Origin of the sequence: Pseudomonas sp. p106, from assembly GCF_003936645.1 — a bacterium.
GTDB classification, from domain to species: Bacteria; Pseudomonadota; Gammaproteobacteria; order Pseudomonadales; family Pseudomonadaceae; genus Aquipseudomonas; species Aquipseudomonas putida_E.
Genome location: NZ_RHQR01000001.1, coordinates 499,441 through 511,316, shown reverse-complemented (window position 1 = coordinate 511,316; position 11,876 = coordinate 499,441). Strand labels below are relative to the sequence as shown.

11 protein-coding genes and 1 pseudogene are annotated in these 11,876 nt (G+C 59.4%); 9 read left to right on the top strand and 3 right to left on the bottom strand.

What is annotated here, in order from left to right; translation table 11 throughout:
* Together EGJ09_RS02605 and EGJ09_RS02600 are read left to right on the top strand one after the other, a co-directional pair.
* A pseudogene (locus tag EGJ09_RS02605) lies at window positions 1–123 on the top strand (electron transfer flavoprotein subunit beta/FixA family protein); the annotation flags it as partial.
* Window positions 124–1,065: an electron transfer flavoprotein subunit alpha/FixB family protein gene (locus EGJ09_RS02600; RefSeq protein ID WP_125923151.1), complete on the top strand. Its 942-nt coding sequence runs from the start codon at window positions 124–126 to the stop codon at window positions 1,063–1,065. It begins immediately after the preceding pseudogene.
* 68 nt (window positions 1,066–1,133) lie between these two features.
* On the opposite strand, the gene EGJ09_RS02595 is transcribed toward EGJ09_RS02600, so the two are convergent.
* Both EGJ09_RS02595 and EGJ09_RS02590 read right to left on the bottom strand, forming a co-directional pair.
* The gene (locus tag EGJ09_RS02595; protein WP_125923150.1) at window positions 1,134–1,880 is read right to left on the bottom strand and encodes an enoyl-CoA hydratase; all 747 of its coding nucleotides are present in this window, start codon (window positions 1,878–1,880) and stop codon (window positions 1,134–1,136) included.
* Between the two features lie 144 nt (window positions 1,881–2,024).
* A complete protein-coding gene (locus EGJ09_RS02590) occupies window positions 2,025–2,924 on the bottom strand; it encodes a LysR substrate-binding domain-containing protein (RefSeq protein WP_125923149.1) in 900 nt (299 codons plus the stop codon).
* A 92-nt stretch (window positions 2,925–3,016) separates the two neighbouring features.
* Here EGJ09_RS02590 and EGJ09_RS02585 point away from each other — a divergent pair, with 92 nt between their 5' ends.
* Window positions 3,017–4,111, top strand: coding sequence for a tartrate dehydrogenase (locus EGJ09_RS02585; RefSeq protein ID WP_125923148.1), 1,095 nt, complete (start codon window positions 3,017–3,019; stop codon window positions 4,109–4,111).
* Window positions 4,112–4,337: 226 nt separating this feature from the next.
* Window positions 4,338–4,955, top strand: coding sequence for an SMP-30/gluconolactonase/LRE family protein (locus tag EGJ09_RS02580; protein WP_125923147.1), 618 nt, complete (start codon window positions 4,338–4,340; stop codon window positions 4,953–4,955).
* Window positions 4,956–5,031: 76 nt separating this feature from the next.
* Here the strand turns inward: EGJ09_RS02580 and EGJ09_RS02575 are convergent, their stop codons facing one another.
* Window positions 5,032–5,928 (bottom strand): LysR substrate-binding domain-containing protein, encoded by an 897-nt coding sequence (locus EGJ09_RS02575; RefSeq protein WP_256658374.1) that lies wholly within the window; start codon window positions 5,926–5,928, stop codon window positions 5,032–5,034.
* 138 nt (window positions 5,929–6,066) lie between these two features.
* Here EGJ09_RS02575 and EGJ09_RS02570 point away from each other — a divergent pair, with 138 nt between their 5' ends.
* The 5 genes from EGJ09_RS02570 (at window position 6,067) to EGJ09_RS02550 (ending at window position 11,832) form a co-directional block, all read left to right on the top strand.
* Window positions 6,067–6,924: a transketolase gene (locus tag EGJ09_RS02570; protein WP_046786304.1), complete on the top strand. Its 858-nt coding sequence runs from the start codon at window positions 6,067–6,069 to the stop codon at window positions 6,922–6,924.
* Window positions 6,921–7,922, top strand: coding sequence for a transketolase family protein (locus EGJ09_RS02565; protein ID WP_125923146.1), 1,002 nt, complete (start codon window positions 6,921–6,923; stop codon window positions 7,920–7,922). The genes EGJ09_RS02570 and EGJ09_RS02565 overlap by 4 nt, the downstream gene beginning before the upstream one ends.
* A gap of 130 nt (window positions 7,923–8,052) precedes the next feature.
* Complete coding sequence (locus tag EGJ09_RS02560) at window positions 8,053–9,354, top strand: MFS transporter (RefSeq protein ID WP_125923145.1); 1,302 nt, start codon at window positions 8,053–8,055, stop codon at window positions 9,352–9,354.
* Window positions 9,355–9,385: 31 nt separating this feature from the next.
* Window positions 9,386–9,790: a glucose dehydrogenase gene (locus EGJ09_RS02555; protein WP_125923144.1), complete on the top strand. Its 405-nt coding sequence runs from the start codon at window positions 9,386–9,388 to the stop codon at window positions 9,788–9,790.
* A gap of 11 nt (window positions 9,791–9,801) precedes the next feature.
* Entirely contained in the window at window positions 9,802–11,832 is a 2,031-nt protein-coding gene (locus EGJ09_RS02550; protein WP_119689029.1) for a pyrroloquinoline quinone-dependent dehydrogenase, read from the top strand.
* Window positions 11,833–11,876: the final 44 nt, after the last annotated feature.

The following is an 11,876-nucleotide window of genomic DNA, read 5'->3' as shown; positions in this document are numbered from 1 at the left end:
TCGCTCGCCTCCACCAACAAGACCTTGAAAGTCGAAGCCCCTGCTGCCCGCAGCGCGGGTATCAAGGTCAAGTCGGTAGCCGAACTGGTCGAGAAGCTGAAGAACGAAGCGAAGGTGATCTGAATGACTATCCTGGTTGTCGCTGACCTTCTACAAGGTCCGGAAAACGGTGCCGTTGCTCCGTCCACCCTGAACACTGTCGCCGCTGCCGCCAAGATCGGTGGTGATGTACACGTGCTGGTCGCTGGCCAGAACGTTGGCGGCGTCGCCGAGTCCGCTGCCAAGATCGCCGGCGTTGCCAAGGTGCTGGTTGCTGATAACGCGGCCTACGCGCACCTGCTGCCTGAGAACGCTGCGCCGCTGATTGTCGAGCTGGCTCAGGGCTACAGCCATGTGCTGGCTCCGGCCACTACCAATGGCAAGAACATCCTGCCGCGCGTTGCCGCGCTGCTCGATGTCGACCAGATCTCCGAGATCATCGCGGTCGAGTCGGCTGACACCTTCAAGCGCCCGATCTATGCCGGTAACGCCATTGCCACCGTGCAATCGAGCGCTGCAGTCAAGGTCATCACCGTGCGCACCACCGGCTTCGACCCGGTTGCTGCTGAAGGCGGTTCGGCCGCGGTTGAAGCCGTTGGCGCGGCCCACGACGCAGGTAAATCGAAGTTCGTCGGCGAAGCGCTGGCCAAGTCCGATCGTCCAGAGCTGACCGCTGCCAAGATCGTCGTTTCCGGTGGCCGCGGCATGGGCAACGGTGACAACTTCAAGCACCTGTACGCCCTGGCCGACAAGCTCGGCGCCGCTGTTGGTGCCTCGCGCGCCGCAGTCGACGCAGGCTTTGTGCCCAACGACATGCAGGTTGGCCAGACCGGCAAGATCGTCGCACCGCAGCTGTACATCGCGGTCGGCATCTCCGGTGCGATCCAGCACCTGGCCGGCATGAAAGACTCCAAAGTGATCGTTGCGATCAACAAGGATGAAGAGGCGCCGATCTTCCAAGTGGCTGATTACAGCCTGGTCGCGGACCTGTTCGAAGCGGTTCCAGAGCTGGAAAATCTGGTCTGATCCGCCTGCTTCACCTTTAAAGAAGCACGGCCCTTATCATGAGGGCCGGGCTTCTTGTTGAAACAGCTTCAGCGCGTTCGTGCTACGAAGGCGGCGATGGCGGCTTGCGCCGGCTGTTCCTGCAGCAGCGTGGCAAAAGCCTGTGCCTCTGCGTCGATCCGGGCGTTGACCTCGGCCTGTATACCTAACTTGAGCAGACGCTTGCTCTGCATGACGGCAGCCGTTGGCTTTTGCGCAATCTTCTGCGCCTGGGTCAACGCCCAGGCCTGCACCTGGGCCGCAGGCAACACGCGGTTGACCAGCCCTGCCCTTAGCGCTACATCGGTATCGAAGGCCTCACCGGTCAGCAACACTTCGGCCGCGACCTGATAGCCCATCAGCCTGGGTAACAGCAGGCTCGACGCGCCCTCTGGGCACACGCCCAGGTTGACGAAAGGCAGGCTGAAACGAGCATCGGTAGCGGCATAGACCAGGTCGCAATGCAACAGCAAGGTGCTGCCGATGCCTACTGCTACCCCACAGACTGCGGCTATCAGCGGCTTGGGAAAATCGTTCAGGGCGTGCAGGAACTTCCAGACCGGGGCTTGTAACTCCGAAGGTGGGTGCTCGATAAAATCGTTGAGGTCGTTGCCTGCCGAGAATACCGAGGTGCTCCCTTGCAGCACCACAGCCTGGATGTCGCACGACTGCGCCGCACTGTTGAGAATGGCTGTCAATGATTGGTAGTTCTGGTGGGTGAAGGCGTTCTTGCAGGCTGGGCGGTTGAATGTAACGACAAGTACACCTGCCTTTTGCTGGGTGAGGATCTCGCTCATGCTGTTCTCGGGTCAATGGCATGGGTTGATGGACACCTTATAAGGCCTACTGCATTTCGCCGGAACGTCCGAATTGGGTAGGCGCCGGCCCTTGATTGCTCCGGCACCCTTGGAAATATTCCGCTAGCACCTGCCAAAACTTAGCTAGCAGCGCACCCGAAAATACTCACGGAGAAACTCCACCGTCACTTTCACCTTCGCCGAGTTGAGCAACGGCGACGTATGCACTGCCCAGATGTCAGCCGGCTGCCAATACTCTCCGAGCACCTGAACCAGCCGTTCAGACTGCAAGTCATCTTTGATGTCCCACATCGAACGCAGCAATATCCCACGGCCATCAAGGCACCATTGCCGAGCGATCTCGCCGTTGTTGGTGGACAGACTGCCCGTCACCTTCACCGTCTCTGGGCCTCTTGCTCCCGTCATGTGCCACACACCAAAGGGGTGATCGCGCTCCTTGATCACCAGGCAATCGTGATACCCCAGGTCCGATAACGACGCCGGTGTTCCATGGGTTCGCAAGTACTCAGGGCTAGCGCATAACACTCGGTGGTTCTTTGCCAGCGGCTTGGCGATGACGTGGGGCGAAATGTCGTTACCAACCCGAATATCCAGGTCGACGCCCTCTTCTAGCAGGTCGACCAAGCGGTCCTGAACATCGAGGCGAATGTCCAGGCTAGGGTATTGCACCGCCAACTCCGCCAACGCAGGTGCCACCATCCTGCGCCCAAGGCCTGGGCTGCTTATCACTTTCAGCAGGCCCTTAGGTTCGCCATGCAAGGCATCGATCTCATCACCCAGCTGGCTGACTTGATACAACAACTGCTGTGCCCAGCGACTGACACGCTCACCATCGTCGGTCAACGTCACACTGCGAGTAGAGCGGTGCAGCAAACGCAGATTCAGATCTTGCTCCAGAGCACGGATCCGCTTGCTGACGAACGCTGGAGACATACCCAGTTCGTCCGCAGTGGCAGTGAAGCTAAAGCGGCGGGCGACCAGCAAGAACACCTTCAAGTCATGGAGACTGGGCAGATTTTTCACGATCTGGAATCCAAGTTTCAACAGGAAAGCTGATTTTGTCCGAAATGAATAAGATTAGCCTAGTGCTTCCTTCATCGAACAGAGCTCCTGCCATGTCCACACATTCCTTCCGCATCGCCGCTATCCCTGGGGACGGCATTGGCCTCGAAGTCCTGCCAGAAGGTATCCGTGTATTGGAAGCCGCCGCGCTCAAGCATGGCTTGGCGCTGCAGTTCGACACCTTCGAATGGGCCAGCTGCGACTACTACTTGCAACACGGCAAGATGATGCCAGATGACTGGGCTGAACAACTCAAACAATACGACGCCATCTACTTCGGTGCCGTGGGTTGGCCTGACAAGGTACCTGACCACATTTCCCTGTGGGGCTCTCTGCTCAAATTCCGCCGCGAGTTCGACCAGTACGTGAACATCCGCCCGGTGCGCCTGTTACCAGGGGTGCCATGCGCCTTGGCCAACCGCAAGGTCGGCGACATAGACTTCGTGGTGGTGCGGGAAAACACCGAAGGCGAATATTCGTCAGTCGGTGGCATCATGTTCGAGAACACTGGAAACGAATTCGTCATTCAGGAATCGATCTTCACCCGCCGCGGCGTCGACCGTATCCTCAAGTACGCTTTCGACCTTGCCGAGAAGCGCGAGCGCAGGCACGTGACCTCGGCCACCAAGTCCAACGGTATGGCCATCAGCATGCCCTATTGGGACAGGCGCACCGAAGCAATGGCTGCTCACTACCCGCAAGTCAGCTGGGACAAGCAGCATATCGACATCCTCTGTGCGCGTTTCGTGTTGCAGCCAGAGCGCTTCGATGTAGTGGTGGCGTCCAACCTGTTCGGCGACATCCTGTCGGACCTGGGACCGGCCTGCGCGGGCACTATCGGCATTGCGCCCTCGGCCAACCTCAACCCTGAACGCAACTTCCCGTCACTGTTCGAGCCTGTACATGGTTCTGCACCGGACATCTTCGGCAAGAACATTGCCAACCCGATTGCGATGATCTGGTCAGGGGCGCTGATGCTGGAATTCCTGGGTCAGGGAGATGACCGTTACCAGCGCGCCCACGATGATATGCTCAAGGCCATCGAACGGGTAATTGCCCAGGGGTCGGTCACCCCTGACATGGGCGGCACCCTCTCTACCCAGCAGGTGGGCGCCGCCATCAGCGACACCCTGGCCCGGCTCGGCTGAACAGCATTGGCCTTGAAACCGGCATGACTGAGCCCTCTGCACGATATGCCGTCAACCCCTCGGCTTCTGCAATAAAGCACTTTCGCAGCGCCCATTTGTGCGCCGTTGCGTCTGGGCCCTGCGGGTACATTAGCCCGAGGGGGCATCCACACAGCGGCTCAACAAGACCGCCCCTGCTCGCCTCACCAGCCGCCTGGTGGCCCGCCTGGACCTTCCGATACGCGGTATGGAGCTGCACCCAGACGGTTTGCTGGTGGCACAAGTCGGTGGCTGGTCATTGATTGATTGGAATGGCCAGGAACATCCTCGACAAGACCTGTTGGGCAGTCGCCTGCTAGCGTTGGCTAGCCACCCTTGCGGTGCACTCTGGGCCTGCGCCAAAACGGGCAATGGCTGCCTGATTGGCGAACTGAGCGCTGAGGGCGAGTTGCGCCATGGTTGGACCGTTGCGGAGCAGGTCAGTGCATTCAGTTGGGACGCTTCAGGGCGTGCTGTGTATGCCTTGGCGCCTGGGTCGGGGAATATCTTGATGCTCAATACCGGGAGTATCAACGTGCGCAGGTTGGCCTCCCTTCCCCGAGGTGGGGGCCGGCTTGGCGGGTTGGCGGTAGACAGTGCGGGCGGGGTCTGGACAACCCAGCTGGATGGCTGGAGCCTTGCCCACTTCGATGCAGACGGTAACCTGGATCGCATGGTTGGGTTAACGGTGCCCACTCCTACAGATCTGTGCATAGGCGGTACTGACGGAAAAACGCTCTACATCACCAGTGCCCGGCACTCGCTGCAGTTGGAGGCATTGGCCAGCGCGCCAGATGCTGGTTGCCTGCTACAGATGCAGCTCTGAACCGCCTGCTGCCCAGCACTACTTCAGCCTGCGCAGGTTTCATATCGATGAAGAAGACTTCGCCTGCCCCTCCTCTTCACTGCACAGCCAACTCTTTGAACAGCCATTGCTTGAACTGAGTCACTGCATGCGGTTGTCGATGCCGCCGAGGGTGCACGAGATAGTGGCCAACGTAGCGGACACTGTTGCTGACATGACGAAGCGGGCTGACCAGCTGACCGCTGGCCAGCTCCTGCTCAGCTAACAAGTCAGATTCGAGCACCACCCCCAGGCCGCCAGCCGCCGCTGAAATACTCATGGAGCTTCGATCGAACGCCAAGCCGTAGCTTTTCGGTGGCTGCATGCCGTTGGCCGCGAACCAGCCTTTCCATTGCACTGACTGCCCGTCGCTCTGGATCAGGAACAGCGAATACAAGTCCTGCGGTGAACGAAGATGCCTGGCAACCTCAGGGCTGCACAGCGGCGTCAGCTCTTCGATCCGCAGTGGGGTCTTTTCGTGTGACGAAGGCCTGGGCTCGCCGTAAACGATGTCCAGGTCGAAATCATCGTTGTCGAACCGCGCGTAGTCAGTACTGGCGGAGATACGCAGGTCGATGCCGGGATGACCGTGCAGGAAGCCCGCCAGGCGAGGCACCAACCACTGACTGGCGAACGTCGGCGCAACGTGAAGGCGCAGCGGCACTGCGGGCTCATTGGTCGCAATCGCCAACCCACGGCTCATCTCCTCGAAGCCCCGTTGAACATGATCCAGCAGCATGGAGCCCTCAGACGTCAGCGCCGTGTGACGCGTACTGCGGGTGAACAGCGATACCCCTGCTGCAACTTCCAGTTTGCGTATTGCATGGCTGACTGCGCTTGAGGAGAGATCCAGCTCTTTCGCTGCCTCCACGAAAGAGCAGGTACGCCCCGCCGCTTCGAAAACCCTCAGGGTAGAAAGAGGTACCTTTTTAAAGATCTTCATTAATGAATCCAATTCATTGACTGGCGAATTTAAACCTTTTGTCGAGCCTGTATTTTTACATGATCATCTCGGGGTAACTCAATTCGGCTGGTTACTGATGAATTCGCTGCGTCAGTAACCCCGGATCGCTGGTCACCAATGGAGAATAATATGACCGAGAGTCGCAATGAGCACTTTGCCCGGATGTCGACCCATGCCTGGCGAATCCGACGCTTCGCCCTGCGCATGGGTGAAGTACAGGGCCAAGGTTATGTCGGCCAGGCGCTGGGCTGGGCCGACGTACTGGCTGTCGCCTACTGCCACGCCATGAACATCCGCGCAGATCAACCTGAATGGGAAGGCCGTGACCGTTTCCTGCTTTCCCATGGGCACTACGCGATCGCGCTGTATGCCGCCCTGCTGGAAGCCGGGGTTCTGCCGGAAGATGAGCTGGAAACCTATGGCTGCGACGACAGCCGCTTGCCAATGTCCGGCATGGCCACCTACACACCCGGCATGGAAATTTCTGGCGGCTCCCTCGGCCAGGGGTTGGCCATTGCCGTCGGCCAGGCGCTGGGCCTGCGCTTAAAGGGCAACGCTGCGTTCGTCTACAACTCGATGTCCGATGGCGAACTGGACGAGGGTGCGGTATGGGAGGCAGCCATGTCGGCCTCGCATCACAAGCTGGGTAACCTCATCAACCTGGTGGACATCAACCGCCAGCAAGCGGACGGCCCGTCCCACGACATCCTCCAGTTCGAGCCGCTTATCGACAAATGGGCGGCGTTCGGTTGGCACGTGCAACGTGTCGACGGTAATGACTTGCGGGCCGTGATCTCTGCCTTCGATATCGCACGGGCGGTACCCGGTGATAAACCTCGGGTGATTCTCTTCGACACCCTGATGGGTAAGGGCGTGCCCTTCCTGGAGCAGCGTGACAAGAACCACTTCATCCGGGTCGAGCCCGAAGAGTGGCAGCAAGCACTTGCCAACCTCGACGAGATCTACGCGACCCGGAGCCCACAATGACCAACGCTTGCGCTGCAAAACCGAAACTCACCACCTCGTCCATGATCGCCTCCATCGCCACTGAAGGGCAGCGTACTACCCCTGCCCCGTTCGGCCATGCTTTGGTGAAGGCAGGCCAGAAGAATCCACGCGTCGTGGGCATGACAGCAGATCTTGCCAAATACACTGACATGCATATCTTTGCACAGCGCTACCCGGAGCGCTTCCTGCAGATGGGTATGGCTGAACAGCTGCTCATGGCTGCTGCGGGCGGTATGGCCAAGGAGGGCTTTGTACCTTTCGCCACCACTTATGCGGTGTTTGCCACCCGTCGCGCCTATGACTTCATCCACCAGGTGATCGCAGAAGAAAATCTGAACGTGAAGATCTGCGCGGCCCTGCCGGGGCTCACGACTGGTTATGGCCCAAGTCACCAGGCCACGGAAGACCTGGCGATGATGCGAGCCATTCCTCAGATGATGGTTATTGACCCATGTGATGCGCTGGAAACTGAACAGTGCGTTGCCGCAATAGCCGAGCACGATGGCCCTGTCTACATGCGCCTCCCCCGCGGGCGCGTACCGCTGATACTCGACGAATACGACTACAAATTTGAGCTCGGCAAAGCCCGTTTGCTACGAGACGGCAATGATGTGCTGATCATTTCCTCGGGCCTTATGACCATGCGTGCCCTGGAAGTCGCTGATGAACTGGTCAAGAGCAAGATCGGCACAGCTGTCCTGCACGTGCCGACAATCAAGCCACTCGATGTCCAGGCCATCATTGAACAATGCCGTCGTGAAGGCAGGTTGGTGGTGATCGCGGAAAACCACACGCAGATTGGCGGCCTGGGTGAAGCCATCGCCATGACCTTGCTGCAAGCCCGTGTGCAACCGGAAGTTCGCCATGTGGCGCTGCCAGATCAGTTCCTCGATGCCGGGGCGTTGCCGACGCTGCATGACCGCTACGGCATCTCCAAAGACGTCATGGTTGCAAACATTAAGCGTTGGCTGGCCTGACGGCACGCTCGTGTAGTGCGACCCCCGCTCACTTCGCGATAGACGCTGCCCGAGTGAAGTGAGTGGCCCTTCGAGCTGGAAACCACTCTTTTCTTCCCTGGATCGTCCCAATAACTACAAGGTGATGGCGATGCAAAAAGACAACCATTTTCTTAAGAAAAAACGCGTATGGATCTACGCGTTTCTCTTCACTTTGACATTGATCAACTATGTCGACCGCGTTTCGCTCTCGGTGGCGTCCAAAGTTCTCAAGGAAGAATTCGATATCTCGCCGGTCGCGATGGGCTATCTGTTCTCGTCCTTCGTCTGGCTGTACTTTCTTGCACTCATTCCCATGGGGTATCTCGTGGGCAGGTTCGGCCCGAAAAAGGTCAATGGCTACGGCATCGGCGTCTGGTCGGTGGCCACAGCCTGCATGGCATTGTCGACGGGTTTCATCTCGTTACTCAGTTGCCGGCTCATCATGGGTATGGGCGAAGCGACTACCTACCCCGCTGGCGCCCGGGTCATTCGTGAATGGATGCCGCTCAATGAACGTGGTTTGGCCACCGCTGTATTCCATAGCGGTAGCCTGGTCGGCCCTGCCATCGGCGCCATCGGTTTTGGCTGGTTGATCAGTGCCTTCGGATGGCGCATCGCCTTCGTCGTTGCCGGTGCATTGGGCTTCATCTGGTTGGCGGCTTGGTTGAAATGGTACAGCCACCCGTCAAAAGCGCCTTGGTTGGACGATGTCGAGCGCGCTGAAATCGCCGAGGGTGGCACGCGATCCGCTGATGGTCCGGAAAAATCGGTATCGCTGGGTCTCAAGGGCTTAGCCCGTTCGAGCAGCATGTGGGCAATCGCGCTCTCGCACGGCTGTGCCGTCTACGCGACCTACTTCTTTCTCACCTGGCTGCCGAGCTACCTGCAGGCCGAGAAAGGCCTGACGGTTATGTCGAGTGGCCTTTATACCGCCATCCCATACCTGGGCGCGGCCATCCTTGCCATCGTCATTGGCCGCCTGAGTGACAAGGCCATGCGCCCCGGCGCTGCCGAGACGGGCCAACGCCGCCTGGTAGTGGCCAGCGTGTTGCTCGCATCCTCGGTGATCTTCCTGGTACCGGCGATCGACAGCACCTGGGCAATTCTTTTTGTGATCACGCTGTCATTGGCGACGTGCGCATCGGCGATCTCGTTGAACCTCTCACTGGTGAACGATCTGGTGCGCTCGGAAGACGATGTTGGCACCGCCGCGGGCTTCATCACTGCCGTCGGCAATCTCTTTGGCCTGCTGGCTCCGATCGTGACCGGCTACGTGGTGGCGGGTTCGGGGAGCTTTGCCCTGGCTTTCGTAGTGGTAGGCGCGCTGTTGGTTGTTGGCGCCGTCCTGTCGATGTTCTGTACCCGTCGCCCGATCGGGATAGCCACGCCTGGTCGACAGGCCATGGCTTGAATTACTTGTAAATGAAGGAAGCAGTAGCGTCATGAATCAACGTAGTAGCGTGTCCCCCAGCAAGCTCCAGGCGCAGCCTGACTTACGTACCGGCAGTAAATGGCGCCTGGCAATTGCTCTGCTGGCGTTGACCCTTGGAGTATTTGGCCTGGCTCTGTTCGGGGGTGGGGTCTGGCTGATCGCGCTAGGTGGCAGCTGGTATTACGGCCTGACAGGTGCAGGTTGTGTACTGAGCGCCATGCTTATATGGCGTCAACGCCGCAGCGCCCTTTACCTGTTTGCTCTCATATGGGTATTGACGGTGATCTGGGCGCTTTGGGAAGTCGGCCTCAACTGGTGGGGCCTGGTGCCACGCCTGGTGGCCATGACCGTCATCCTGTTTTTGATCCTGATCGTATCTCCGGCGCTACGCCGCACTACCCGCACTGCTGCGTAACGAGGTTAGTAATGTTCACATCCGTCAAATACGGGGGCGCCCTCGCCCTCGCGATTTCTTGCGCGCTCCAGATGCAGTTCGCGAAGGCTCAGGAAATTCCCCAGGTCGGAAGCGACTGGCCATTCTACGGGGGCGATCATAACGCCCAGCGCTTCAGCCCCCTCAAGCAGATCACTCCAGAGAACGTCGGTCGCCTGGAGCGTGCGTTCGTGTACCACACCCGGGATCTACCGAACCCTGGGAGCCGTTATTCTCCTGAAACTACGCCAGTTAAGGTCGGCAACGATCTGCTGATGTGCTCTGCCAAAAACATCCTGATTTCGATCAATGCGGCAACCGGTAAAGAGAATTGGCGTCACGATCCGGGCGTACCGGATCAGGCCATTCCTCACGCGGCAGCCTGCCGGGGCGTGGCGGTGTATACCGCACCGCAGCTACCCGAAACGGCTCAGTGCCGCAGCCGAGTGGTTGAGGCCACCCTGGATGCCCGGCTGGTAGCAGTCGACCTCGGCACCGGTGAGCCCTGCAAGGACTTTGGCCAGAACGGCACTGTCGATCTCTGGGAAGGTTTGGGCAAAAAGGTTCCTGGCTGGTACGCGGTGACCGCGCCGCCGACCATCGTGAACGGTGTTGTGGTCACCGGCGCGCAGATCCGTGATGGTCAGGATGAGGATGCTCCATCGGGCGTGATTCGTGGCTACGATGCGGTCACCGGCAAAATGGCTTGGGCGTGGGACCTGGGTAACCCGGACAATGTCCATGGCCCTGCCGAAGGCAGCACGTACACCCGCGGCACGCCGAACATGTGGACGGCGGCGGTGGGCGATGAGCAGCTCGGTTATGTCTATCTGCCGATCAGCAACTCCTCGATCGATTATTACGGCTCCAACCGCAGTGAGGCCGAGAACAAATATTCGACCTCGCTGGTGGCCGTGGACGTGAAGACCGGCAAGGACGTCTGGCACTTCCAGACCATCCGGCACGATGTGTGGGATTACGATCTGGGCAGCCAGCCGACGATGCTTGATTACCCGGGCAAAGACGGTAAGCCGGTACCCGCAGTGTTGCTGCCGACCAAGCAAGGTGACATCTACATCCTGGATCGTGCCACCGGCGAGCCGCTGATTCCGATCGGTGAGGTCAAGGCGCCTAAAGGGGGATCGGTGGAGCCGGCGTTTTTGGCTGATACCCAGCCTACCTCCGAATGGCACACCCTGCGCAAGGCACCGAAAACAGAAGCGGACATGTGGGGCTTCTCGCCGCTTGACCAACTGATGTGCCGTATCCAGTTCCGTCAGGCCAACTACGAGGGCTACCTGACCCCACCGTCAGTGGATCGTCCCTGGATTCAGTACCCCGGCTACAACGGGGGGTCGGATTGGGGGTCGGTAGCCATTGACCCGGTACGCCGACTGCTGATTGCCAACTACAACGACATTCCTAACCTGAACCAGCTGATACCGCGCGAGCAGGCCGACAAGATGGGGCTCAAACCCATCTACGCGCCGAAGCCCGATGAAACCGCCTTGAACAAAGCAGGCAGCAAGTCAGGCAAAGGCGAAGGCGGTGCCTCGACCTACCCGCAAGTCAACGCCCCATACGCGATCAGCGTGAATGCGGGTTGGCGCAACTGGGGTACCGGCGTCCCATGCTCGGCACCGCCCTATGGTGGAATCCGCGCAATCAGCCTCGACACAGGCAAGACCGTTTGGGACGAGCCGCTGGGTACCGCGCGCCGCAACGGGCCATTCGGCATCCCATCGCATTTGCCGCTGAACATCGGCTTGCCGAACAACGGCGGAACTGTGGTGACTGCGGGTGGATTGACGTTCGTCGGGGCGGCAACCGATAACCTGTTCCGTGCCATTGATACTACGACCGGTGAGGTGCTGTGGGAGGATGTGCTGACGGTGGGTGCCCAGGCAAACCCGATTTCCTATGAAGTCGACGGTGAGCAGTATGTCCTTGTCTCTGCTTCCGGGCATGCCTTCATGGAAACCGGAACCAGCGACGAAATCATCGCATACAAGCTGCGCAAGTAATCGCCAAGGCGGGGCCTGTTCAGGCCCCGCTTCGCCAAAATCGT